20 protein-coding genes and 2 pseudogenes are annotated in these 22,628 nt (G+C 68.9%); 16 read left to right on the forward strand and 6 right to left on the reverse strand.

The genetic code is table 11. The features are described from left to right. Positions 1-6 precede the first annotated feature (6 nt). The 4 genes and pseudogenes from polX (at position 7) to qcrB (ending at position 5,589) form a co-directional block, all read left to right on the forward strand. Positions 7-1,740, forward strand: a complete 1,734-nt coding sequence (polX, locus tag ACQEVG_RS34380) for a DNA polymerase/3'-5' exonuclease PolX (RefSeq protein ID WP_432991212.1) — start codon at positions 7-9, stop codon at positions 1,738-1,740. Positions 1,741-1,835: 95 nt separating this feature from the next. Further along, the gene (locus ACQEVG_RS34385; protein WP_432991214.1) at positions 1,836-3,506 is read left to right on the forward strand and encodes a serine/threonine-protein kinase; all 1,671 of its coding nucleotides are present in this window, start codon (positions 1,836-1,838) and stop codon (positions 3,504-3,506) included. A gap of 63 nt (positions 3,507-3,569) precedes the next feature. Next, positions 3,570-3,734, forward strand: a pseudogene (locus tag ACQEVG_RS34390) (class I SAM-dependent methyltransferase); the annotation flags it as partial. Positions 3,735-3,948: 214 nt separating this feature from the next. Beyond that, positions 3,949-5,589, forward strand: coding sequence for a cytochrome bc1 complex cytochrome b subunit (gene qcrB, locus ACQEVG_RS34395; RefSeq protein ID WP_432991216.1), 1,641 nt, complete (start codon positions 3,949-3,951; stop codon positions 5,587-5,589). Here qcrB and ctaF read toward each other — a convergent pair. Together ctaF and ctaD are read right to left on the reverse strand one after the other, a co-directional pair. After that, on the reverse strand, positions 5,580-6,008 hold the full coding sequence (gene ctaF / locus ACQEVG_RS34400; protein ID WP_432991218.1) for an aa3-type cytochrome oxidase subunit IV: 429 nt from the start codon (positions 6,006-6,008) through the stop codon (positions 5,580-5,582). The two genes, qcrB and ctaF, sit on opposite strands and share 10 nt — an antisense overlap. Then, a complete protein-coding gene (gene ctaD, locus ACQEVG_RS34405; RefSeq protein ID WP_432991220.1) occupies positions 6,005-7,717 on the reverse strand; it encodes an aa3-type cytochrome oxidase subunit I in 1,713 nt (570 codons plus the stop codon). Before ctaD ends, ctaF begins: the two co-directional genes overlap by 4 nt. Before the next feature lie 355 nt (positions 7,718-8,072). On the opposite strand from ctaD, the gene ACQEVG_RS34410 reads away from it, so the two are divergent. Next, a complete protein-coding gene (locus ACQEVG_RS34410; protein WP_432991222.1) occupies positions 8,073-8,996 on the forward strand; it encodes a glutamate ABC transporter substrate-binding protein in 924 nt (307 codons plus the stop codon). Positions 8,997-9,180: 184 nt separating this feature from the next. Beyond that, a complete protein-coding gene (locus tag ACQEVG_RS34415) occupies positions 9,181-10,032 on the forward strand; it encodes an SAM-dependent methyltransferase (protein WP_432991224.1) in 852 nt (283 codons plus the stop codon). Between the two features lie 75 nt (positions 10,033-10,107). On the opposite strand, the gene ACQEVG_RS34420 is transcribed toward ACQEVG_RS34415, so the two are convergent. Then, the gene (locus ACQEVG_RS34420; protein WP_432993099.1) at positions 10,108-12,093 is read right to left on the reverse strand and encodes an APC family permease; all 1,986 of its coding nucleotides are present in this window, start codon (positions 12,091-12,093) and stop codon (positions 10,108-10,110) included. Between the two features lie 166 nt (positions 12,094-12,259). After that, on the reverse strand, positions 12,260-13,558 hold the full coding sequence (locus ACQEVG_RS34425) for a hypothetical protein (protein ID WP_432991226.1): 1,299 nt from the start codon (positions 13,556-13,558) through the stop codon (positions 12,260-12,262). A gap of 125 nt (positions 13,559-13,683) precedes the next feature. Between ACQEVG_RS34425 and ACQEVG_RS34430 the strand changes: the two genes are divergently transcribed. The 9 genes and pseudogenes from ACQEVG_RS34430 to ACQEVG_RS34470 all read left to right on the forward strand — a co-directional run bounded on the left by ACQEVG_RS34430 (position 13,684) and on the right by ACQEVG_RS34470 (position 21,028). Next, positions 13,684-14,007 carry a cellulase family glycosylhydrolase gene (locus ACQEVG_RS34430; protein ID WP_432991228.1) on the forward strand — a complete coding sequence of 108 codons (324 nt, stop codon included), beginning with the start codon at positions 13,684-13,686 and terminating at the stop codon, positions 14,005-14,007. A 171-nt stretch (positions 14,008-14,178) separates the two neighbouring features. Further along, the gene (locus tag ACQEVG_RS34435) at positions 14,179-15,477 is read left to right on the forward strand and encodes an alpha/beta fold hydrolase (RefSeq protein WP_432991230.1); all 1,299 of its coding nucleotides are present in this window, start codon (positions 14,179-14,181) and stop codon (positions 15,475-15,477) included. A 28-nt stretch (positions 15,478-15,505) separates the two neighbouring features. Beyond that, positions 15,506-16,240, forward strand: coding sequence for a PIG-L deacetylase family protein (locus ACQEVG_RS34440; RefSeq protein ID WP_432991232.1), 735 nt, complete (start codon positions 15,506-15,508; stop codon positions 16,238-16,240). A gap of 12 nt (positions 16,241-16,252) precedes the next feature. Further along, a pseudogene (locus ACQEVG_RS34445) lies at positions 16,253-16,348 on the forward strand (XRE family transcriptional regulator); the annotation flags it as partial. 81 nt (positions 16,349-16,429) lie between these two features. Continuing rightward, complete coding sequence (locus ACQEVG_RS34450; RefSeq protein WP_432991234.1) at positions 16,430-17,398, forward strand: NADPH:quinone oxidoreductase family protein; 969 nt, start codon at positions 16,430-16,432, stop codon at positions 17,396-17,398. Beyond that, positions 17,395-18,576 carry an acyl-CoA dehydrogenase family protein gene (locus tag ACQEVG_RS34455; RefSeq protein WP_432991236.1) on the forward strand — a complete coding sequence of 394 codons (1,182 nt, stop codon included), beginning with the start codon at positions 17,395-17,397 and terminating at the stop codon, positions 18,574-18,576. The genes ACQEVG_RS34450 and ACQEVG_RS34455 overlap by 4 nt, the downstream gene beginning before the upstream one ends. After that, on the forward strand, positions 18,573-19,652 hold the full coding sequence (locus ACQEVG_RS34460) for an acyl-CoA dehydrogenase family protein (protein WP_432991238.1): 1,080 nt from the start codon (positions 18,573-18,575) through the stop codon (positions 19,650-19,652). The genes ACQEVG_RS34455 and ACQEVG_RS34460 overlap by 4 nt, the downstream gene beginning before the upstream one ends. A 194-nt stretch (positions 19,653-19,846) precedes the next feature. Next, entirely contained in the window at positions 19,847-20,713 is an 867-nt protein-coding gene (locus ACQEVG_RS34465; RefSeq protein WP_432993102.1) for a phosphatidylinositol-specific phospholipase C/glycerophosphodiester phosphodiesterase family protein, read from the forward strand. Positions 20,714-20,833: 120 nt separating this feature from the next. Beyond that, on the forward strand, positions 20,834-21,028 hold the full coding sequence (locus tag ACQEVG_RS34470; protein WP_360865410.1) for a hypothetical protein: 195 nt from the start codon (positions 20,834-20,836) through the stop codon (positions 21,026-21,028). Here ACQEVG_RS34470 and ACQEVG_RS34475 read toward each other — a convergent pair. Together ACQEVG_RS34475 and ACQEVG_RS34480 are read right to left on the reverse strand one after the other, a co-directional pair. Then, a complete protein-coding gene (locus tag ACQEVG_RS34475; RefSeq protein ID WP_432991241.1) occupies positions 21,018-21,455 on the reverse strand; it encodes a hypothetical protein in 438 nt (145 codons plus the stop codon). The genes ACQEVG_RS34470 and ACQEVG_RS34475 overlap by 11 nt on opposite strands. 26 nt (positions 21,456-21,481) lie before the next feature. Continuing rightward, positions 21,482-21,838: a DUF779 domain-containing protein gene (locus tag ACQEVG_RS34480; RefSeq protein ID WP_432991243.1), complete on the reverse strand. Its 357-nt coding sequence runs from the start codon at positions 21,836-21,838 to the stop codon at positions 21,482-21,484. A 148-nt stretch (positions 21,839-21,986) separates the two neighbouring features. On the opposite strand from ACQEVG_RS34480, the gene ACQEVG_RS34485 reads away from it, so the two are divergent. Further along, complete coding sequence (locus tag ACQEVG_RS34485; protein WP_432991245.1) at positions 21,987-22,553, forward strand: dihydrofolate reductase family protein; 567 nt, start codon at positions 21,987-21,989, stop codon at positions 22,551-22,553. The last annotated feature ends 75 nt before the right edge of the window (positions 22,554-22,628 follow it).

Raw genomic sequence — 22,628 nt, forward strand, 5'->3', positions numbered from 1 at the left:
GGAGTTATGGTCCGAGCCAATGAGGAGGTCGAAGCGCTGCTCCAGGAGTACGCCGACCTCATCGCGATCAGCGGCGGGGACGCCTTCAAGGCACGAGCCTACGAGAAGGCCGCCCGTGCCATCGGCGGCTACCACGCGGACGTCTCGAAGCTCGACGCCAAGGGCCTGCGGGAGATCCCCAACGTTGGCAAGTCGATCGCCGACAAGATCGTCGAATATCTGCGCTCCGGCCAGATCTCCACCATCGAGCAGACGAGGACGTCGATCCCCGCCGGCGTCCGCGAGCTGATCGCGATCCCCATGCTCGGGCCCAAGAAGGCGATGGTCCTCTACGAAGAGCTGAACATCTCCTCCGTGGACCAGCTGCTGGACGCCATCCACGAGGAGCGGTTGCGCGACCTGAAGGGCTTCGGCGAGAAGACCGAGGAGAACATACTCCACGGCATCTCCCTGATGCAGAAGGCCGGCGACGGTCGGATCCTCATCGGCGCCGCCATGGAAGTCGCCGAGCAGATCGTCTCCGAGCTGTCCGGAATCCCCGGATGTCAACGGTGCACCTACGCGGGCTCGCTGCGCCGCATGAGGGAGACGATCGGGGACATCGACATCCTGGTGGCGGCGGAACAGTCGGCGCCGTTCATGGCGGCCCTCGGCAGCCTTCCGCACACGGCCGAGGTCGTCGCGTACGGGGAGAAGAAGACATCCATACGCACCACCAAGGGCCTCCAGGTGGATCTACGGGTGCTGCCACCCCTCTCCTGGGGAGCGGGACTGCAGTACTTCACCGGTTCCAAGGCGCACAACATCCGCACCCGCGAGATGGCGGTGCGCGGCAAGCTCAAGCTGTCCGAGTACGGGCTCTTCGACGCCGAGAGCGGAAGGATGATCGCCTCGGAGCAGGAAGAGGAGATCTACGCCCGGCTCGGCCTGCCGTGGATCCCGCCGCCCCTGCGTGAGGACCGGGGCGAGATCGCGGCCGCACTGCGCGGCGAACTCCCCGCCATTCTGGCCGACAGTGACATCAAGGGTGACCTGCACACCCACACCGACCTCACCGACGGTCTCGCCTCGCTGGAGGACATGGTCGCCGCCGCTGCCGCCCGCGGCTATGCGTACTACGCCATCACCGACCACGCCCCGAACCTGTATATGCAGCGCATGACGGACGAGAAGATCCTCGCGCAACGTGAGCGGGTACGGGAACTCGACCGAAGCCACCGCGGGATGCGGCTGCTGCACGGCACGGAACTCAACATCGGCCCTGAGGGCGACGTCGACTGGCCCGACGACTTCCTGGAGGGCTTCGACCTGTGCGTGGCCTCCGTGCACTCACACTTCAACCAGAGCCGGCAGGCCCTCACCCGCCGCATCGTGCGCGCCTGCGAGAACCCGTACGTTGCTCTCATCGCCCACCCGACCACCCGGCTGATCGGCAAGCGCCCCGGCATCGACGCCGACTTCGATGCGGTCTTCGAAGCCTGCGCACGAACGGGCACCGCCCTGGAGATCAACGCGCATCCGGAGCGCCTCGACCTCCGCGACGAAGACATCCTGCGGGCGAAGCGGTACGGCGTGAAGTTCGCGGTGAACTCCGACGCGCACTCCATCACGCATCTGCCCTATATGCGTTACGGGGTTGGCACGGCACAGCGCGGATGGCTGACGAAGGACGAGGTCATCAACACCTGGCCGCTGACGAAGCTGCGCCGTTTCCTGCGCCAGGGATGCGCTCGGGCGTAGGAATCACGAGGGCCGTGGGTGAACTGGCCGGGGTCACCGAGTGCAGAGCGGTCCGCCGCGAAGCGCCGGTGCCACGCCTCGTAAGCTGACCCGCTATGAACACCAGGGGGGCCGACAGACGGCTCATCGACGGCCGTTTCGAGCTGCTGGGCAGGCTCGGCAGTGGGGGCATGGGCACCGTGTGGCGGGCCCGCGACATCGTGCTGCACCGCGAAGTGGCGCTGAAGGAGGTGCGGCCCGCGGATCCGGCGATGCATGATGCGGACCCCGCCCGCGCGCGCATGCTCAGCGAACGCGTACTCCGCGAGGCCCGGGCGCTCGCCCGCCTCGCCCACCCTCATGTGGTCGCCATCCACCACATCGTGGAAGGCGCCGACGGCCCCTATCCGTGGATCGTCATGGAGCTGGTCCGCGGGCAGTCCCTGCACGACCGACTCGTCCAGGGCCCGTTGACCGTCCCCGAGGCGCTGACGGTCGCCCGCGGTGTGCTGGCCGCCCTCCGGGCCGCCCACGCCGAGGGCATCCAACACCGGGATGTGAAGCCCGCCAACGTCCTGCTCCGACCGGACGGCAGCGCCGTCCTGACGGACTTCGGCATCGCCGCGTTGCGCGAGTCCGCCGGTCTGACGGCTACGGGTGACCTCATCGGCTCGCCCGAGTACATCGCCCCCGAACGCATCCGCGGCGAGGAGGGCAACCCGGCCTCCGACCTGTGGTCCCTCGGCATGCTGCTCTACGTCGCGCTGGAGGGCGGGCACCCACTGCGGCGCGCCACGAGCATGTCGACACTGGTCGCGGTCCTCGACGACCCGATACCGGCGCCGGTGCGCTCCGGAGCGCTCACCCCCGTACTGAACGCCCTGCTCGTACGAGAGGTGGCAGCGCGCCCCGACGCGGCGCAGGTGGAGCGGATGCTCGCCGACGCCGGAAGCGATGCCCTGCGCTGGACGCCCGCGCCACCGGCCGCGGCGCCGTCCGTACCGCAGGCCGCAGCGCCGGTGCAGCCGGCGCAGCCCGGGCCGTACGGACCGCCGCCCTCGGACATCCGCCCGCCCGGCTTCGGCCCTCCGCTGCCCGTCGGCGCCGTTCCCGACGCGCTTGGCCGGCCACCGCGGAAACCGTGGAAGACGACGGCGGTCGCGGTGAGCGCCGCCGCCGCGATCACCGCGGTGTCGGTGATCGCGCTGAACATCATTCCTGACGAGCGTGATTCGGCGAAGCCGAAGGCCACGTCCACAGCCACCAGCGGTGCCACCGACGGCGCGACCGGCACCCCGCAGCCGGACAAGGTCTCGCTGCCGCCGTCCAAGGAGACCAAGAACCTGCTGACACCTGCCGGGGTGCGGGACGCGATCAAGGCGTTGAAAGCCAAGACGCGGACCACGAAGTTCTTCGAGTTCACCGTGTACAAGGACTACGCGATCGCCGAAGTCCCGGTCCAGGGCAGCCGGAAGAAGTACGACCGCTACGTGTTCCGCAACGGCTACGCCACGAGCGACGGACCGGGCGGCACGGCCTTCGACTCCGATTCGGGTCCGATCGACGTCAGCAAGGTCAATTGGGACACCCTCCCCGCGCTCATCAAGAAGGCCGACCAGGAACTCGGTATCTCCCGTCCGACGATGCGTTACGTCATCGTTCGCGGCCCCGTTTTCGAGGCGGTGCCGACAGTGAACGTGTATCTCATTGATGAGTACAGCTCGACGGGGTATCTCGCCGCGGACTTCAGCGGTTCGGTGCTGAACAAGGTGGCGGCCGAGAACTGACCGCCCGCCTCAGCCGCGCGAAATCCTGGTGCGGGCATTGCCGTTGCCTGCCATTCTCGCCCCATGGCCGCGTTCGAAGATCTTGTCGCCGAAGGTGAAGCCGTCCCGACCGAGGGCTGGGACTTCTCCTGGTTCGCCGGACGCGCGACCGAGCAGCGTCCGTCCTGGGGTTATGCGAAGCTCCTCGCCGACCGGATGGCGAAGTCCGAGGCGGCGCTCGACGTCCAAGCGCTTTCTCGTCGAGGCCCGAAAAAGACACCTCCTGGCAACGCCGGATCCGTCCGTCTGGCTCAGCACGCCCGGTGCTCAGGCACCTGATTGCCGCAGCCCGTATACGCCCCGGCGCGTCGGCGCGATTGATTCCGTGCGCCGGGGGTTACCCATGTACCGCGAACAGGCGCAAGCGGGGCGCATGGGAACAGGATCGTCGGGAGAGTGGTGCATGCCCTTTCGAAGGCGCAAGGCGCGGTTGAAGGCAAGGGCCGAGGATGCGGCCGTCCGCGGGTTCACGGCGGTGGACGGCCGACTGCCCGTCTCCGAGCTGGCCAGGCAGTTGCTGCGCAAGGCCTTTCCCGACCACTGGTCCTTCCTGCTCGGTGAAGTGGCCCTGTACTCCTTCGTGGTGCTCATCCTGACCGGTATCTATCTCACGCTCTTCTTCGACCCGAGCATGGTGGAGACCGTCTACAACGGCCCCTATGCACCTCTGGTGGGCGAGAGGATGACGCAGGCCTACACCACCACCCTCACCATCAGCTTCGCCGTGCGCGGGGGCCTGCTGATCCGTCAGATCCACCACTGGGCGGCGCTGGTGTTCCTCGCCGCCATCGCCGTCCATATGCTGCGGATCCTGTTCACCGGTGCCTTTCGCAAGCCGCGGGAGGGCAACTGGATGGTGGGCGTATCGCTGTTTCTCCTCGCGCTCCTCGAAGGGTTCGCGGGCTATTCCCTGCCCGACGACCTGTTGTCCGGAACCGGTCTCAGGACAGCGGCCACGATCGTGGGATCCATCCCGATCGTCGGGACGAACCTGGAGATGGCGGTCTTCGGCGGACAGTTCCCGGGCATGGTCATCATTCCTCGCCTGTACATCGTCCACGTCCTGCTCGTGCCCGGCCTCCTCGTGGCCCTGATCGCCGCTCACCTCTTCCTGATCGTGTATCTCAAACACACGCACTGGCCCGCTCAGGGCAAGACCAACAAGAACGCCGTCGGCCAGCCGATGTTCCCTCAGTTCACGGCGAAGACCACCGGCTTCTTCCTCATGGTCTTCAGCGTCCTGACACTTATGGGAGGGCTCGCGCAGATCAACCCCGTGTGGAACTACGGCCCCTACCGCGGCGACCAGGTCTCCGGTGACGCACAGCCGGACTGGTACGTCGGCTTCCTGGAGGGCGCGATGCGGCTGATGCCGCCCTGGGAGACCAATATCGCGGGGCACACGATCATGTGGAATGTCTTCATTCCGGCGGTGGCGCTGCCCGGCGTCGTGTTCACGATCCTGTTTCTCTACCCCTTCTTCGAGAAGTGGGTGACGGGCGACCGCGGCGAACACCATCTGTGTGACCGGCCACGCAACCGCCCGGCCCGCACGGGACTCGGCGTGGCGGCCGTCGTTTTCTACGCCGTGCTGCTGCTGGCGGGCGGCAACGACGTCGTGGCCTTCTCCTTCCGCGTGTCCGTCAACACCATGACCTGGATCCTCCGGATCGCAGTCGTGGTCGCTCCGCTGCTGGCCTTCGCCGTGACCAAGCGCCTCTGTCTCGCTCTTCAGTCGCGTGACCGACGACTGCTGACCGAGGGCGAGGAGACCGGTCAGGTGACGCAGTCGCCCTACGGCGGACTCGGGGAGAGCCATCGCGCGCTCGCTCCGGCCGCCCGCTACCGGATCTTGATGCGAGAGGTCCCGAAGCCCCTGGAGCTGCCCGAGGAGGGCCCACTCCCGCGTCGGCGGCGTCTGAGGGCCGCTCTGAGCAGCTGGTATTACGGCGACCGCGTCGATCTGCCTGCCACCGACGAGCAGCGTTCCGTCATCGCGGAGCGAGCGGCTCCACCGGAGCCGGTCGGCGATCGTCAGGAGTGAGACCCCGGCTGTCCGGTGTCGGGCGGAACTCTCCATTCCGGTCGGGCGAACTGGAACACCATTCCGCACACTCCCGCCAGCGCCACCCCCAACCCGATCAGAAAGAGCCACAGTCCGAAGACCGTTCCGAGTGCGAGCACGGCCGCACCGGCCGCGATCTGTACCGGCCATGCGCTGTGCGGGGGGAAGAAGTCCACCAGCCCCGCCCGTTCGCGTACGTCCCCTTCCTTGCGGTCCTCGGGGCGGAGGCCTTTCCTGCGGTAGTTCATGGCGAAGACGAAGGAAACGAGCGACGCCATGAGGAAGGCGACGGTGAGCGCCGCCGTGCCGGCCGGATCCTTGGACCATACGGCGTACAGAACATCGGTCACGAGAAAGAACGCCGCGACCCCGGCGAAGAGAATGGCCTCGGTCTTCATGCGCGCGCGTCCCCCAGGGTGTCCGGATTCGGTGGGGTTCCACCCAGGTCGATGCGTGGTTTCTCCGTCACGGCGGGGTGGTTCAGGTCGAAAACCGGGGAGTCGGAGCGTACGCGCGGCAGAGCCCTGAAATTGTGACGCGGTGGCGGGCAGGAAGTCGCCCACTCCAGTGACCGGCCGAATCCCCAGGGGTCGTCCACCTCGACCCTGGGCGCATACCGATGGGTGCGCCACACGTTGTAGAGGAACGGCAGGGTGGACAGGCCGAGCAGAAACGAGCCGATGGAGGAGATGGTGTTGAGGAGGGTGAAGCCGTCGGCCGCCAGGTAGTCGGCGTAACGTCGCGGCATTCCGCTCTCTCCCAGCCAGTGCTGGACCAGGAAGGTGGTCTGGAAGCCGGTGAACAGGGTCCAGAAGTGGATCTTCCCGAGGCGCTCGTCGAGCATGCGCCCCGTCCATTTGGGCCACCAGAAGTAGAACCCGGCGAACATCGCGAAGACCACCGTTCCGAAGAGCACGTAGTGGAGGTGGGCGACGATGAAGTACGAGTCGGTGAGATGGAAGTCCAACGGGGGTGAGGCGATCAGCACTCCGCTGAGGCCGCCGAGCAGGAAGGTGACCAGGAATCCGATCGACCAGAGCATCGGCGTCTCGAACGAGAGGCTGCCGTTCCACATGGTGCCGATCCAGTTGAAGAACTTGACTCCCGTTGGCACGGCGATGATGAACGACATGACGGCGAAGAACGGCAGCAGTACCGCTCCCGTGGCGAACATGTGATGGGCCCACACGACCGCCGAGAGCATGGTGATGGCGATCGTGGCACCGACCATGCCGACGTATCCGAACATGGGTTTTCGGCTGAACACGGGGATGATCTCGCTCACCACACCGAAGAACGGCAACGCGACGATATAGACCTCAGGGTGGCCGAAGAACCAGAACATGTGTTGCCACAGCAATGCGCCGCCATTGGCCGAGTCGAAGACCTGGGCCCCGAATTTCCGGTCGGCCTCGAGGACGAGCAGTGCGGCGGTGAGCACCGGGAAGGCCAGCAACGCCAGGATGGACGTGAAGAGCACGTTCCAGGTGAAGATCGGCATGCGGAACATCGTCATCCCGGGAGCGCGCAGACAGACGATGGTCGCGACGAAATTGACGGCTCCCAGTGTCGTACTGAGCCCGGAGAGCACCAGCCCCATGGTCCACAGGTCACCGCCGGGGCCCGGCGAGAACACGGCACTGTTCAGCGGGGCATAGGCGAACCAGCCGAAGGCCGCCGCGCCTCCCGGGACGACGAATCCGGACACGACGATCAGCCCGCCGAAGAGAAAGAGCCAGTAGGTCAGCGCGTTGAGGCGGGGGAAAGCGACGTCGGGTGAGCCGATCTGCAGCGGCATGACGGCGTTCGCGAAGCCGGCGAACATCGGCGTGGCGAACAACAGCATCATGACGGTGCCGTGCACGGTGAACAGCTGGTTGTACTGCGCGGCGCTGACGATCTGCAGGCCGGGGCGGGCGAGCTCCGCCCGCATCAGCATCGCCAGCAGCCCGGCCAGCAGAAAGAATCCGAACGCGGTGACCATGTAGAGATTGCCGATGACCTTGTGGTCCGTGGTCGTCAGCCAGCCCATGAGCCGGACGCCCGCACTGACCCTTCGGTTGGTGACTGCCTCGGCCGACGTGGCTTCCTTCTGGTCCTGCGACATCGATTCCCCGTCCGCGCTGGTACGGCAACTTCCGGCTTCGGCATCGATGGTGGAGCCTCGGATCGCGGATGGCGTGTACGACTGGCTGAGGAAGCGCCGAATTTCGTCAGTTCACCGGCTCGGAGGTTATTTCTCATGAAATACCGGCACTCGTTCGGATCCGTCCCGGAGATATCCGATTCGTGGCCGGACCGTGATGCTCAAGTTTTCCTCAGATGTGATGACGGCGAGTGGATCGTCTCCTTACTGTCCCCATTCGAGGAGGCGCCGTGGAGTTCTCCGGCAGCCCGCGCAGCGAGCGCGCCAGGGCCGCCGCCGAATCTGTTGAATCTGCTGAACCGAAGGACGCCCCACGATGAAGCCCCACAAGTCCGCCACGGCCTCGGCGATCGCTGTGTTCGCGATCGTACTCACCGCAACCGCCTGTGGTGGCACGTCCGACAACGCCGATGGCAGGCCCACCGGCGCTGCGGACGGCCTGGTTCGGCCGTCACTGCCCACGTACAAGGTCGCGACGAACGTCAAGATCGACTCTCCGACCCTGCGGAAGGCTCAGAAGGCCGGCAAGCTCGTCATCGGCGCCAAGAACGACCAGCCGTTCCTCGGGTTCGAGGAGGGGGACGGCAAGCGGTCCGGCTTCGACATCGAGATCGCCAAGATGGTCGCCGCCGACCTCGGCTTCTCGCCCGACATGATCGAGTTCAAGACGGTCGACACCAGCGTCCGCGAGAGCACCATCGCCGGGGGCGAGGTCGACCTGTACGTCGGCACGTACACGATGAACGACGAGCGCAAGAAGCACGTGGGGTTCGCCGGCCCCTACTTCATCGCGGGCGCCGACCTCCTGGTCCGCGAGGACGAAAGGACGATCGGAGGGCCGTACTCGCTGCAGGGCAAGAAGGTCTGCTCGGTCAAGGGCTCGACCGCGCTCCGGGAGATCAAGAAGTCCGACTACAACACCACGACTGTCGAGACGGCCAAGTACACGGAGTGCGTTCAGAAACTGCTCGACGACAAGGTCGACGCCGTCACCACGGACGACGCCATCCTCATGGGTTACGCCGCCCAGCGCCCGGACAAGCTGAAGGTCGTCGGTCAGCGGTTCACCGAGGAGCCCTACGGCATCGGCATGGACAGGGATGACAAGGCCCTGCGTGACGCGGTGGCGGACGCGATCGAGGCGCACGACGTGAACGGCGACTACAGGGCGGCGTTCAACGCGACCCTCGGTCTGTCCGGTTCCAAGTACGTCGGGCCGCCGATGGTCCAGCGCTACTGACACCACGCACGCGCGGTGCCGTCGACAGGGAACTCCGGCTGCGCGTGCCCTCGCGCCAACCCCCGTTGCACAATCGCGTGTTGGGAAGACCAGCGATCGGCCCACCCGGTTGTGGATCGGGGGTAATCTCGCCACGACGGAGCTGGGCAGCCCGCACGGATGCGGGAGAGGCGGAGAGCGCGCTGTGGTGAGTGACAATCGGTCCGAAGCGGCCTCGATACCCTTCGATGTGCCGACCTCGGCACGGGCCTACGGCTGGATGTTGGGTGGCAAGGACAACTACGACATCGACCGGAGCTTCCTGCTCTCCACGTTGCCGGACTTCCCGGAGTGCGTGGACATCGCCCGGCAGAACCGCCAGTTCCTCTTCCGCGCGGTGCGCTACCTGACGCAGGAAGCGGGAATCCGTCAGATCCTCGACATGGGCTGCGGACTGCCGACCGACAACAATGTCCACCAGGTCGCCCAGCGCTTCGCCCCGGACGCCCGCGTCGTCTATGTCGACATCGACCCTATCGTGCTCGCACACGGCCGGGCACTGCTGGCCGACGACGAGTCCACCACCGTCATCACCGCTGACATGCGGGACCAGCAGTCCGTGCTCGACCATCCCGAAGTGCGTCGACTGATCGACTTCCGCGAGCCGGTCGCGGTGCTGTTCTTGTCGGTGGGCCACCACCTCTTGGATGCCGACGATCCCCGCCGGATCCTGCGCACTGTTATCGACCAAGCGGCACCGGGCAGTTACCTGGGCCTTTCCCAGGTCGTCTCGGACGACCCGGCCAGGGGTGCCGAGATGTCCGCGCACATCTCGGGCAGCGGTATTCCCTGGCAGACCCGCACCCCGGCCGAACTCGACGCCTTTCTCGACGGGCTGGAGCCGGTGGAGCCGGGCCTGGTCAATCTCGCTGCCTGGCGCCCGGACTCCGATCAGCCGGCACTCGCCCCGGTGCAGCCGCCGCTGGCCCCCTACCTGGGCGCCACCGAGAACAACAAGACCATCTACGAGTACGGCGGGGTACTGCGCAAGCCCTGACGGTGCGGCAGTTCGTCAGTCTGCCGATGTGGGTGGCGCAGTGCCCGGGCCGGGCCGGGGGACCACCGGGCCCGGCTATCGATGCGTGGTGACCTCGCCGTTCCTCTCCGCGGTGGGTTCTCCGCGGCGGACCGAGCCGGGTGCGCGGGCGGCGGGGTGGTCCGCCCGGGCCGAGGAGCTCAGTTGCCAGGGGACGCTGATCACCATGACGCCCGGGGTGAAGAGGAGGCGGCTCTTGAGCCACAGGGCGGACTGGTTGTGCAGCAGGGTTTCCCACCAGTGGCCGACGACGTACTCGGGAATGAAGACCGCGACCACGTCCCTCGGGCTGTCGCGTCTCATGGAGCGTACGTACTCCACGACCGACCCGGTGATCTCGCGGTAGGGGGAGTCCAGAACCTTGAGCGGTACCCCGATGCCGTAGGCCTCCCACTGCCGTTGGAGCTCCAGAGCCGCGCCGCGGTCGACCGCGACGGTGAGAGCTTCCAGGTGGTCCGGTCGGAAGGCGCGGGCATAGGCCAGGGCGCGCAGGGTCGGTTTGTGGATGGTGGAGACCAGCACGATGGCCAGCACCCGGGTGGGCGGCGCCATTTCGCTGCGTGGGTCGGTGACGGCGAGTTCGGCGGCAACGGCGTCGTAGTGGCGGCGGATGCCGCGCATCATCCCGAACAGCACGATCGCGGCGAGTACGGCCAGCCAGGCGCCCTCGGTGAACTTGGTGGCCAGCACGATGATCAGGACCAGGCAGGTGATGACCGCGCCGGTGGCGTTGATGACCCTCGCGACCCGGTGGCGGCGGCGGACGGCCGGGTCGGTCTCGGTGCGCAGCTCGCGGTTCCAGTGCCGGACCATGCCGGTCTGGGAGAGGGTGAAAGAAGTGAACACGCCCAGGATGTAGAGGTGGATGAGGCTGGTGACGTTGGCCTTGAAGCCCCAGAGCAGCAGGCCTGCCACGATGGCCAGGGCGAGGATGCCGTTGGAGAAGGCGAGCCGGTCGCCGCGGTTGTGGAGCTGGCGTGGCAGGTAGCGGTGCTGGGCGAGGATCGAGGCGAGCAGCGGGAAGCCGTTGAAGGCGGTGTTCGCGGCCAGGATCAGCACCAGGGCGGTGGCGGCCTGCAGGAAGTAGAAGCCGAAGCTGTTCTCGCCGCCGAAGACGGAGGCCGCGAGCTGGGCGATGACGGTGCGCTGGGTGTACGAGTGGCAGTCGCCGGGCAGGCCGGTCAGCCGGCAGGCTTCGTCGGTGATGTGCACCTTGGCGACGATCGCGAGCGTGGTGACGCCGACGAACATGGTGATGGCGATGATGCCCATCGCGGCCATGGTGGTCGCGGCGTTCTGGGACTTGGGCTTGCGGAAGGCGGGCACGCCGTTGGAGATCGCCTCCACACCGGTCAGCGCGGTACAGCCGCTGGAGAACGCGCGCAGGACCAGCATCACCAGGGCGAGACCCGCCAGGTTCGTGTCCCCGGGCTGCGGCGTGATCCCGTACGCGGCGGTCTCGGCCACCGGCGCGTCCCCGACCAGATAGCGGAACAGGCCCGTGCCGACCATGATCAGTACGCCGCCGATGAACAGATAGGTGGGGGCGGCGAACAGCTGGCCGGACTCGCGTACGCCACGCAGGTTCATCGCGGTCAGGACGGCGACGAAGATGAGCGCCATCAGCACGCGGTAGTCGACCAGGGCGGGCACCGCAGAGATGATGTTGTCCACGCCGGAGGCGACCGAGACGGCCACGGTCATCACGTAGTCGACCAGCAGCGAGGCGGCGACCACCAGACCGGCGGAGGGGCCCAGATTGGACGAGGCGACCTCGTACGAACCGCCGCCGCTCGGATAGGCGTGCACCACCTGGCGGTAGGAGAGCACCACCACGGTCATCAGGGCGACGACCGCGCCCGCGATGTACGGCGTGAAGTGCAGATAGGCCAGGCCGCCCAACGTGAGCACCAGCAGGATCTCCTGGGTGGCATAGGCCACCGAGGACAGCGGGTCGGAAGCGAAGATCGGCAGGGCGAGCCGCTTGGGCAGCAGCGTCTCGCCCAGCTCCTCGCTGCGCATGGCCCGTCCGATTACCAGCCGTTTGAGTATTCCGGTCACGTTGAGCACGGCGCGAGCGTATGTCGCCCCACCAGTCCGAAAGCACGGTGAGAGGGGCCTGAGGCCATCAAGAACTCGTTAGGATTCCCCGTAGGTTCGTATATATGGCGCAATTGCGCCATATCTCCTACGCCGGGCGGCCCGAGTGCAGGCTCTCCAGCCGCCGTTGCAGCACCTGAAGCGCCCCGCGCTGACGCCCCGGAACGCTGCGCCGCAGCCTGACGAGCACCGGCGCGAGCGCCCGCGCCCGCTCCGGATCCCGGATCTGCTCCCACTGGTGATGGGCTCGGTCGACGGCGCCCTCGACGTCGGGATCGTCGGACGCCTGCTGACGGGCCAGCCGGGCATCGGCGGCGGCCATCCACAACTCGCAGCTGAGTCCCGGATCGCGGGCCAGCCGGGCGAGGTCGGCCCGCACTTCCAGCCAGTGAATGGCCTGCACGGAACCGGGCCCGTGGATCCGCAACTCCTGCTGCTCCCAGGCGCCGGCCGCGGCGGCGGCCTCGGCATGCCGCCCGGCCCGCGCGGCGGCGAGAATCGCGGGGTGGGGGTCGTCGGCCCGGGGAGCGGCCTGTGCGGCGGTGGCGAACTGCGGCGGGGAGGCCGCGTTTTGCTGGGCCGCGGGCGCGGCCTGTTTCGCGGGGGCCTGGGGCTGCCCGGGGGCGGGCGCCGGCTGCCCCGCCATGGGTGGCGCGTGCCCCGCCATGGGTGCCATGTGCTCCGCCATGGATGGCGCGAGCCGCGCCGCCTCAGGCGCGTCGACCGCCAGCAGGAGCGCTTCCTCCGCGTCCGCCCGTGCCGACGCCTGTTCGTGCAGCGTCGCCAGGGCCGGCCGTGCGCCGCTGCGCCAGATTGTCGCGTATGCCTTCAGATAGTCGGGACTCGCCGCGTCCCGCCGTTGCGAGACGGGGACGACACGCCCGTAGACCCGGATGCCGGGCCCGAGTGCAAGTCCCTTCGACGCGATGTACTGCCATGCCTCGGCATCGGCCGCCAGGTCGACGACCACCGTCGTCGTGCCGGGACGCCGGATCGCCACTTCGGCGGCGACCCAGTGCCAGGGGAGCGCCGTATAGCGCATAGTCGCCGGCGTGGACCTGGCCAGCGCGAGATGCAACAGGCGCTGTTTGCGGTCCAGTTGGAGCTGGCCCGCGATGTACAGGAAGAGCGGTCCCTCCGCCGCCGCGGCCGCCCGGATGCGGGTCAGAACGGTCTGCGGATCGAGGGGATCGGCGAGTTCGACCACCGTCGCCGCCGGTGTGCCGGTCAGTGCGCTGGGCGGGACCGCAGCGAGCGCGGGCAGCACGGAACTCGCGTCGACGAGACGCCCCTTGCCGACCGGCGCGGCCGCGATCAGCAGCGCGGTCCCCGGCGCCGCTGAGTCCCCTCCCGTGATCACCACACCCAGCACCGTAGCCGACTCCACGGACTGCCCCTGCCCGAAGGCCCCTTCACGCGTGCGCGACCGAGTCGACCGGCCAGTCACCGCCTTCGGCTCCAGCTGCACGCTGGAGTACCCCGCGCGCTGCGGTTGATGGTGGGGGAGCGGATATGGACCCGCGGCCGCCGCTGATTCTGGTGATGACCCCCTCGCACGGCACCGAGTATCTGAGCACCCTCTCCCGTGCCGCCGACAAACTCCCCATGTTCGTCACGGAGTTCGGGACCCAGACCGCATCCGGCGACGGAGGCAACAACTTCAGCAGGTCCCAGCAGTACCTCGATCTGATGGCGAGCAAGAAGATCAGCTGGTCCAACTGGAACTACTCCGACGACGAACGCTCCTGGCGCCGTCTTCAAGGGCGGCACCTGCAACAGAAACGGTCCCTGGACCGGCAGTGGGCCGCTCAAGCCCGCCGGCGTCTGGGTCCGTGACCGGGCCAGGACCCCGGACGACTTCCCGACCGGCTGATCCTGCCCGGCTGACCCCGGCCGGCTGATCCTGCCCGGCTCCGCGCCCGGATTCGTTCGTTGCCGGCTCCGTACTCTCCCCGTCCGCCCATGTGATCCCATGGGCGGACGGGGACGTACAGAACAGGAGCAGCAGTGACCAGCTACCGCCAGCCGGGAATCGTTCTCACCGACCGGCACTTCACCGTCCCGCTCGACCACGCCGACCCGGCGGGGGAGCAGATCGAGCTGTACGGCCGCGAGGTCGTGGCGAGCGAACGGGCCGGAGCCGATCTGCCCTGGCTGGTCTATCTGGAGGGCGGCCCCGGCTTCGGCGCCCGCCGTTTCCACGGCAAGCAGGCCTGGCTGGGACGCGCCGTGCAGGAGTACCGCGTACTCCTCCTCGACCAGCGCGGCACCGGGCGCTCGACCCCGCAGAACCGCCAGACCCTGCCCCGGCGGGGCGGACCGAAGGCGCAGTCCGAGTACCTCGCCCACTTCCGGGCCGACAGCATCGTGCGCGACTGCGAGACCATCCGGCCGCAGCTCACCGGGGGCGCGCCCTGGACCGTACTGGGCCAGAGCTTCGGCGGATTCTGCGCCACCCACTATCTCTCCACCGCCCCCGAAGGTCTGCGTACGGTGATCATCTCCGGCGGTCTGCCCGCCCTCGACGGCCACGCGGACGACGTCTACCGGGCCGCGTATCCCCGTATGCAGCGCAAGGCCGAGGCGCACTACGACCGCTACCCGCAGGACGTGCGACGGGCGCGCCGGATCGCCGCGCACCTCGCCGAGCACAAGACCGAGCTGCCCGGCGGCTACACACTCACCCCCGAAGCCTTCCAGTCCCTCGGCATCCTGCTCGGCGGCGGGGACGGCAGCCACCAGCTGCACTATCTCCTCGAGAACGCCTTCGTACGCACGGCAGGTGGGCACGAGCTCTCCGACGCCTTCCAGGAGTCCGTGCGCGCCACGCTCTCGTACGCCGCACATCCGCTGTATGCCGTGCTGCACGAGTCGATCTACGCCCAGGGCGCGGAGCCGACCGCGTGGGCGGCCGAGCGGGTCCGGGCCGAGTTCCCGCAGTTCGACGCCGAGACGGCGCTGAACGGTGACGAGCCGCTGTTGTTCACCGGCGAGACCGTCCACCCCTGGCACTTCGACGTGGACCCCGCCCTGCGCCCGCTGCGCGAGGCCGCCGACCTCCTCGCCGCCCGCACCGAGTGGGCGCCGCTGTACGACCCCGCGCGGCTCGCCGCCAACGGGGTGCCCGTCGCCGCCGCCGTGTACCACGACGACATGTATGTCGACACGCAGCACTCGCTCGGCACCGCCCGGGCGATCCGCGGGCTGCGCACCTGGATCACCGACGAGTACGAGCACGACGGGGTGCGCGCGAGCGGTCCGCGGGTGCTCGACCGGCTGCTGTCCCTCGCCCGCGGTGAAGCCTGACGCTCAGTCACCGCCCTATCCTTCGGAGATGACCGAGCAGCTTCAGCCCATGCCCGACGACTGGCAGCGCGCACTTGCCGTCGTCGCCCACCCCGACGACCTCGAGTACGGCTGCGCCGCGGCCGTCGCAGCATGGACCGACGGCGGCCGGGAGGTGTCGTACCTCCTCGCCACCCGCGGTGAGGCGGGCATCGACACGATCGAACCGGCCAGGTGCGCCGCGCTGCGCGAGCAGGAGCAGCGGGCGAGCGCGGCGGTCGTCGGCGTGTCGACGGTGGAGTTCCTCGACCACAAGGACGGCGTGGTCGAGTACGGCACCGGACTGCGCCGGGACATCGCCGCGGCGATCCGCCGGTACCGCCCCGAGCTGGTGATCACGCTCAACCACCGTGACACCTGGGGCGGCACCGCCTGGAACACCCCCGACCACCGGGCCGTGGGCCGCGCCACGCTGGACGCGGCCGCCGACGCCGGGAACCGCTGGATCTTTCCCGAGCTCATCTCCGAGCAGGGTCTTCAGCCGTGGAACGGGGTGCGCTGGGTGGCGGTCGCGGGCTCCAGCACGCCCACCCACGCGGTCGACGCGACCGCGGGTCTCGAGCGTTCCATCCGCTCGCTGCTGGAGCACCGCACTTATATCGAGGCGCTGACCGACAAGGACCCCGAGAAGTACTGCCGGAGCTTCCTCACCGGATACGCCCAGGCCGCCGCCGAGAGCTTCGGCGGCCGGCCCGCTGTCACCTTCGAGCTGTTCGGCAGCTGACACCGACGCGGGTTCGGCCCCGCGGGCGACGGGCCGGTGGAGTCCCTGAGACTGTTCGGCCCGCAGGGCGAGCGGACGGATGTGCGGGCCAGGATCAGGGGTGGCTGAGAGGGGTCTTCCCCGGAAGGCAAGCGACCGCTTAGTATGTATCGCAGCGTGGTACTGCCTACGGTTTGTGGAGGCCCCGAAATGCAGGCATGGCGAGTGCACCGGAACGGCGAGCCGAGCGAGGTGATGCGGCTCGATGAGGTGGACCGGCCCACGCCCGGCGAGGGGCAGCTGCTGCTGAAGGTCCGGGCCGCGAACATCAACTTCCCCGACGCGCTGCTCTGCCGCGGCCAGTACCAGGTGCGACCGCCGCTGCCGTTCACGCCCGGCGTGGAGATCTGCGGCGAGACCGAGGACGGCCGCCGGGTGATCACCAACCCCGCGCTGCCGAACGGCGGACTCGCCGATTATGTCGTCGCCGACGCCGCAGCGGTGCTGCCCGCGCCCGAGGCCCTCGACGACGCCGAGGCGGCCGCCCTGCACATCGGCTACCAGACGGGCTGGTTCGGGCTGCACCGTCGCGCGCACCTCCAGGCGGGCGAGACGCTGCTCGTGCACGCCGCGGCGGGCGGCGTCGGCAGCGCGGCCGTCCAGCTCGGCAAGGCGGCCGGCGCACGCGTCATCGGCGTCGTCGGCGGCGCGGACAAGGCGCGCACCGCGCGGGAGCTCGGCTGCGACGTCGTCATCGACCGCCGCGAGGACGACATCGTCGCCGCGGTCAAGGAGGCCACCGGCGGCCGCGGCGCGGACGTCGTCTACGACCCGGTCGGCGGCGACGCCTACGCCAAGTCCGTGAAGTGCATTGCCTTCGAGGGCCGGATCGTGATCGTCGGCTTCGCCAGCGGCACCATCCCCAGCCCGGGCCTCAACCACGCCCTGGTGAAGAACTACTCGATCGTCGGCCTCCACTGGGGGCTGTACAACCAGATGGATCCGGCGGCGATCCTCGGCTGCCACGAAGAGCTGACCAGGCTCGCCACCGAGGGCGCCATCAAGCCGCTGATCAGCGGACGCGTCGCCATGAAGGACGCGGCCGACGCCGTCCAGCGGGTCGCCGACGGCACCACCACCGGCCGCCTGGTCGTCATTCCGGAAGGAGAGAGCCGATGACGGACGCCGCCGCACTGCGCAGCCTTACCAAGGAGTTGCTGGCCGCGCACCCCCCGGCCACCACGGACCGTACCGACTTCCTCAAGGCCCGCTTCGATGCCGGCCTCGCCTGGGTGCACTACCCGAAGGGGCTGGGCGGCCTCGACGTGCCGCGCTCGCTGCAGGCCGTCGTGGACACCGAGCTGACGGCCGCAGGCGCCCCCGACAACGACCCGGGCCGTATCGGCATCGGCCTCGGCATGGCCGCGCCGACGATCCTCAAGTACGGCTCCGAAGAGCTGAAGCAGCGCTTCCTGCGGCCGCTGTGGGTCGGCGAGGAGGTGTGGTGCCAGCTGTTCAGCGAGCCGGGCGCGGGATCGGACCTCGCCGCGCTCGCCACCCGCGCCGTCAGGGACGGCGACGACTGGGTCATCAACGGGCAGAAGGTGTGGACGTCCAGCGCCCATGTGGCGCGCTGGGCGATCCTCATCGCCCGCACCGACCCGGACCTGCCCAAGCATCGCGGCATCACGTACTTCATCTGTGACATGACCGACCCCGGCGTCGAGGTGCGGCCGCTGCGCCAGATCACCGGCGAGGCGGAGTTCAACGAGGTCTTCCTCACCGATGTGCGCATCCCCGACGCACACCGGCTCGGCGAGATCGGCGAGGGGTGGAAGGTCGCCCAGACCACCCTGATGAACGAGCGTGTCTCCATCGGTGGCAGCCGACTGCCGCGCGAGGGCGGCATGATCGGCCCGATCTCGGCGACCTGGCGCGAACGCCCCGAGCTGCGCACCCACGACCTGCACCAGCGGCTGCTGACGCTGTGGGTGGAGGCGGAGGTCTCGCGCCTCGCCGGGGAACGGCTGCGCCAGCAGCTCGCGGCGGGCCAGCCCGGACCCGAGGGCAGCGGAATGAAGCTCGCCTTCGCCCGCCTCAACCAGGAGATCAGCGGCCTGGAAGTGGAACTGCTCGGCTCAGAAGGCCTGTTGTACAGCGACTGGACCATGAGCCGGCCCGATCACGTCGACTTCACCGGTCGGGACGCCGGCTACCGCTATCTGCGCTCCAAGGGCAACTCGATCGAGGGCGGTACGAGCGAAGTGCTGCTGAACATCGTCGCGGAACGCGTACTCGGACTGCCCTCCGAGCCGCGCAATGACAAGGACGTCGCCTGGAAGGATCTCGCGCGATGACTGACCTGCTGTACTCCGAGGCCGAGGACGACCTGCGCGCCGCCGTACGCTCCCTGCTCGCCGACCGCAGCGACACGACGTCCGTGCTCGTGCGCGCCGAGGACGGCGCGCCGTACGACGCCGAGCTGTGGAAGGCGCTCGCCTCCGACATCGGCGCTGCCGGTCTGCTCGTACCCGAGAAGCTCGGTGGCCAGGGTGCGAGCCACCGCGAGGCCGCGGTGGTGCTGGAGGAGCTGGGCCGCGCGGTCGCCCCCGCGCCGTACCTCACCAGCTCGGTGATCGCGACGGAGACGCTGCTGGGCCTCGACACCGGGGCGCCGGAGGTTGCCGAGCTGCTGACCGCGCTCGCGACCGGCCGCAGGACCGCCGTGCTCGCCGTGCCGCTGTCCGCCTCACCGCACGGCCCGCTTCCGGTTGACGCATCCACGATCACGGGGGTGGCGGACGCTGCCGTCGCCGATGTGCTGCTGGTGCTGAAGTCGGACGGCCTGTACGCGGTCGAGAAGTCCGGCGTCACTGTCGAGGCCCGGACCCCGCTCGATCTGACCCGCCCGCTCGCCGCCGTCACCCTCGGCGACCAGGCGGCGGCCATCCGCCTGGCAGATGCGGGCGCCGCCGAGCGGGCCGTGCGCCGCGGACTGCTCGCCGGTGCCGGGCTCCTCGCCTCCGAGCAACTGGGACTCGCCGAGTGGTGCCTGGAGGAGACGGTCCGGCACACCCGCGGGCGCCACCAGTTCAACCGGCCGATCGGCTCCTTCCAGGCGCTGAAGCACCGGATGGCGCAGCTGTGGCTGGAGGTCGTCTCGGCCCGCGCCGCGGCCCGCAACGCGGCGGACGCCCTGGCCACGGACAGCCCGGAGGCCGCTCTCGCGGTGGCCGTCGCGCAGGCGTACACCTCCCGCGTCGCCGTGCACGCTGCCGAGGAGTGCATCCAGCTGCACGCCGGCATCGGCATGACCTGGGAACACCCCGCGCATCTGTACCTCAAGCGCGCCAAGTCCGACGAGATCGCGCTCGGCACGCCCGGCGGCCACAAGGAGGCCCTGGCCGAACTGGTCGACCTGCAGGCTCCATAGCCGCTGCCTGCCGGCTTCCCGGCCGCCGCGCCGAACATCGGTGCGGCGGCCGTGGTATGTCACGGGAGCTGACGGTCCGTCACGACTGACGCCGGGTGACGGATGGCCGAACTCTTCGCGCTGCTCTGCCCATTGGGCCGCCCGGGACGGATACTCACCGATGTCCCTCCCGACCCGCAGAGCCCGGAGGCGCCATCGTGCTGACCACCCGCCGCACAGCCGTCACCACCATCGCCGCCGCACTGGCCGGCAGTATCGCCGCGCCCGCCTACGCGCAGGCCGCCGAGAAGAACGGCGGGCACAGCGGTCCACGGCCGCTGCGCCGGGCCCACGCCCACAACGACTATCTGCATGAACGGCCCCTGCACGACGCCCTGTCGCACGGCTTCACCAGCGTGGAGGCCGACATATTCCTGGTCGACGGGGAACTGCTCGTCGCCCATGAACCGGCGGACCTCGACCCGGCCCGCACCCTGCGCTCGCTCTACCTCGACCCGCTGCTCGCCCGGGTGAAGGCCAACCACGGCTCCATCCACCGCGGTTACCACCGGCCCGTCCAGCTGCTGATCGACATCAAGACGGACGGCGTCGCCGCCTATCTCGAACTCGACCGCCAGCTGCGGCACTACCGGCGGATGCTCAGCAGCTACGCGTACGGCCATGTGCGCCTCGGCGCCGTCACCCCGGTCATCTCCGGCGACCGCGCCGCCCGCGCGCCCATGGAGGCGCAGCGCGTGCGGTACGCCTTCTACGACGGGCGCCTCGAAGACCTCGGCACCGCCGCCCCCGCCTCGTTCATCCCATTGATCTCCAGCAACTGGACGCAGAGCTTCAGCTGGCTCGGTACCGGCCAATTCCCGGTCGCCGAACGGGAGAAGCTGCATGCGCTCGTCGACGAGGCCCATGGCAATGGTCAGCGTGTCCGCTTCTGGGCCACCCCCGACGCGGCCGGTCCCGACCGTGACGCCCTGTGGAGCGAGTTGCTCGCCGCCCGCGTCGACCACATCAACACGGACGATCTCGCCGGCCTCGAGCGTTTCCTCCGGTCCCACCGCGGTTAGGGCCGAAACCCGGGCAGAGAGCACCCGTACGGCGGACACGCCAGTCGGCCGTACGGGGCCTCGGCTGCGCCAGACTGACCGCCGAATGCCGCAATCCCGGCGCGGCGGAGGAGGTTGGCGATGGCCATTTCGATCTCGGTGGTGCTCCTGCTGACGGTTCTCGCAGTGATCTTTCTGCGGAACGGCGGGCTGAAGCTCTCCCATGCGGTGGTCTGCGCCCTGCTCGGGTTCTATCTCGCGAGCACCAGCATGGCGCCGACCATCCAGGAAGGAATCGCTGCCACCGCCAACGTGGTCGGCAGCCTCAGGCCGTGACGTCTGCGGGCAGTTCGAAATAGCTGCCGCACTCGTCGTCCACATGCACCACATGCCTGCCGACGCGGACGATCTGAGCCGTCCCCATGCGCCAGGATCCGCAGGCACCTGCGCTGTCCGGCAGCGGCGTCCACACTTCGCGGAACGTACTGCCGTCCGGGTTCACACCCGTCTCGATCATCCCGGCATCCGACGGCTCGAGTCTTCCCACATCCTCGCCGGGATCCCCGACGTCATGGTGGAAGCGCACCTCGCCGCCTTCGTACGTCGTGACGCCGGCGAAGCCGCGGCTGTCCGCGTAATAGGCGTCGATCTGCAGCCAGACCACGTGCTCGTTCTCCAGCAGTGGTCCGCCGTTCCGGCTGATTCCGGCGCGCAGCCATGCGCCGCGGGTGGGGACGTTCACGCTCACCAGCATGTCAGGCACGCTCGGCATTCTCCGGCCGAAGCCGATCAGCCGTCGACCACATGGGACCGGATCAGGAATCGCACCCCCTCCGGCGCCTCCAGCGAGAAGCCGCTGCCCCTGCCCTCGACGACATCGACGACGAGACGGGTGTGGTTCCACAGCTCGTACTGGCTCCTGGACATCCAGAACGAGACCGCCTCGTCGAGGCCCTCCACCCACAGGCTTTCGAGCAGGACGTCGGACTCGCCCGTGCGGAACTCCCCGTCCGGGTAGCACATGGGCGCGCTGCCGTCGCAGCAGCCGCCCGACTGGTGGAACATCAGAGGACCATGAGCGGCCCGCAGCCGCCGCAACAGCTCGGCGGCCGCCGGGGTCAGCTCCACGCGCGGGGACTGTGTCATCCGGCCAGCAGAGCACCGGCGAGGTTGCAATGCCGTTGCAGCCCCCTGGCAGAAGATTTTTCCGCCGGGGTGTCGATCGGGCGCGATCCCGTTCGACATACCTGTGAAGGCGCCCGCGGGGGCGCACCGCGCACCAGGAGGAACGGCCATGCGAAAGCTCATTCACTGGGTCCACACCTCGCTCGACGGACACATCGACGGTCCCGGCGGAGCCTTTGACTGGCCGGTGCTGGGAGCAGACCTCGCTGCGTACGGCGACGCCCTCCACGAGCGGGTCGACACCTTCCTGTACGGGCGCGTTGTCTGGGAGATGATGTCCGGCTTCTGGCCCAACGCCGAAGCGATCTCGAACGATCCGCACGACCTTGCCTTCGCACCCGTGTGGCGGCGCACACCGAAGATCGTCTTCTCCAGGTCGCTGCCGCAGCCCGAAGGGGATGTCCGGGTGATCCGCGACAACCTCGCCGAAGAGGTCACGGCCCTCAAGCAGAGCCCGGGCAAGGATCTGCTGCTCAGCGGCGGCTCGATCCTGCCGGCTGCCCTCACCGAGCTCGGCCTGATCGACGAGTACCACATCGTCGTGCACCCGGTGGTCCTCGGTGGCGGCAGGCGGCTGTTCCTGGAGCCCATGGGCCGACTGACTTTCGAGCTCGTCGAGTCCCGGACCTTCGACTCGCGGACGGTGCTGCTCCGCTATCAGCGCCCGGCGGGATGATTGCCCGGCCCCGGCACGTTGAAGGGGGCAAGCGTCTTCGACGACGAGTCATCGACGATGGGACGGAAGGAAATC

The organism is Streptomyces sp. CA-135486 (assembly GCF_050936555.1).
GTDB lineage: Bacteria > Actinomycetota > Actinomycetes > Streptomycetales > Streptomycetaceae > Streptomyces.

What these genes read in the sequence shown, in the direction of transcription:
- ACQEVG_RS34485 (WP_432991245.1), top strand. Translation starts at nt 21,987, where the DNA reads ATGCGAAAGCTCATTCACTGGGTCCACACCTCGCTCGACGGACACATC.
- ctaF (WP_432991218.1), bottom strand. Translation starts at nt 6,008, where the DNA reads ATGAAGACCGAGGCCATTCTCTTCGCCGGGGTCGCGGCGTTCTTTCTC.
- ACQEVG_RS34470 (WP_360865410.1), top strand. Translation starts at nt 20,834, where the DNA reads ATGGCCATTTCGATCTCGGTGGTGCTCCTGCTGACGGTTCTCGCAGTG.
- ACQEVG_RS34385 (WP_432991214.1), top strand. Translation starts at nt 1,836, where the DNA reads ATGAACACCAGGGGGGCCGACAGACGGCTCATCGACGGCCGTTTCGAG.
- ACQEVG_RS34430 (WP_432991228.1), top strand. Translation starts at nt 13,684, where the DNA reads ATGGACCCGCGGCCGCCGCTGATTCTGGTGATGACCCCCTCGCACGGC.
- qcrB (WP_432991216.1), top strand. Translation starts at nt 3,949, where the DNA reads ATGCCCTTTCGAAGGCGCAAGGCGCGGTTGAAGGCAAGGGCCGAGGAT.
- ACQEVG_RS34455 (WP_432991236.1), top strand. Translation starts at nt 17,395, where the DNA reads ATGACGGACGCCGCCGCACTGCGCAGCCTTACCAAGGAGTTGCTGGCC.
- ACQEVG_RS34440 (WP_432991232.1), top strand. Translation starts at nt 15,506, where the DNA reads ATGACCGAGCAGCTTCAGCCCATGCCCGACGACTGGCAGCGCGCACTT.
- ACQEVG_RS34480 (WP_432991243.1), bottom strand. Translation starts at nt 21,838, where the DNA reads ATGACACAGTCCCCGCGCGTGGAGCTGACCCCGGCGGCCGCCGAGCTG.
- ACQEVG_RS34420 (WP_432993099.1), bottom strand. Translation starts at nt 12,093, where the DNA reads ATGCGCAGCGAGGAGCTGGGCGAGACGCTGCTGCCCAAGCGGCTCGCC.
- polX (WP_432991212.1), top strand. Translation starts at nt 7, where the DNA reads ATGGTCCGAGCCAATGAGGAGGTCGAAGCGCTGCTCCAGGAGTACGCC.
- ACQEVG_RS34460 (WP_432991238.1), top strand. Translation starts at nt 18,573, where the DNA reads ATGACTGACCTGCTGTACTCCGAGGCCGAGGACGACCTGCGCGCCGCC.
- ACQEVG_RS34410 (WP_432991222.1), top strand. Translation starts at nt 8,073, where the DNA reads ATGAAGCCCCACAAGTCCGCCACGGCCTCGGCGATCGCTGTGTTCGCG.
- ACQEVG_RS34450 (WP_432991234.1), top strand. Translation starts at nt 16,430, where the DNA reads ATGCAGGCATGGCGAGTGCACCGGAACGGCGAGCCGAGCGAGGTGATG.
- ctaD (WP_432991220.1), bottom strand. Translation starts at nt 7,717, where the DNA reads ATGTCGCAGGACCAGAAGGAAGCCACGTCGGCCGAGGCAGTCACCAAC.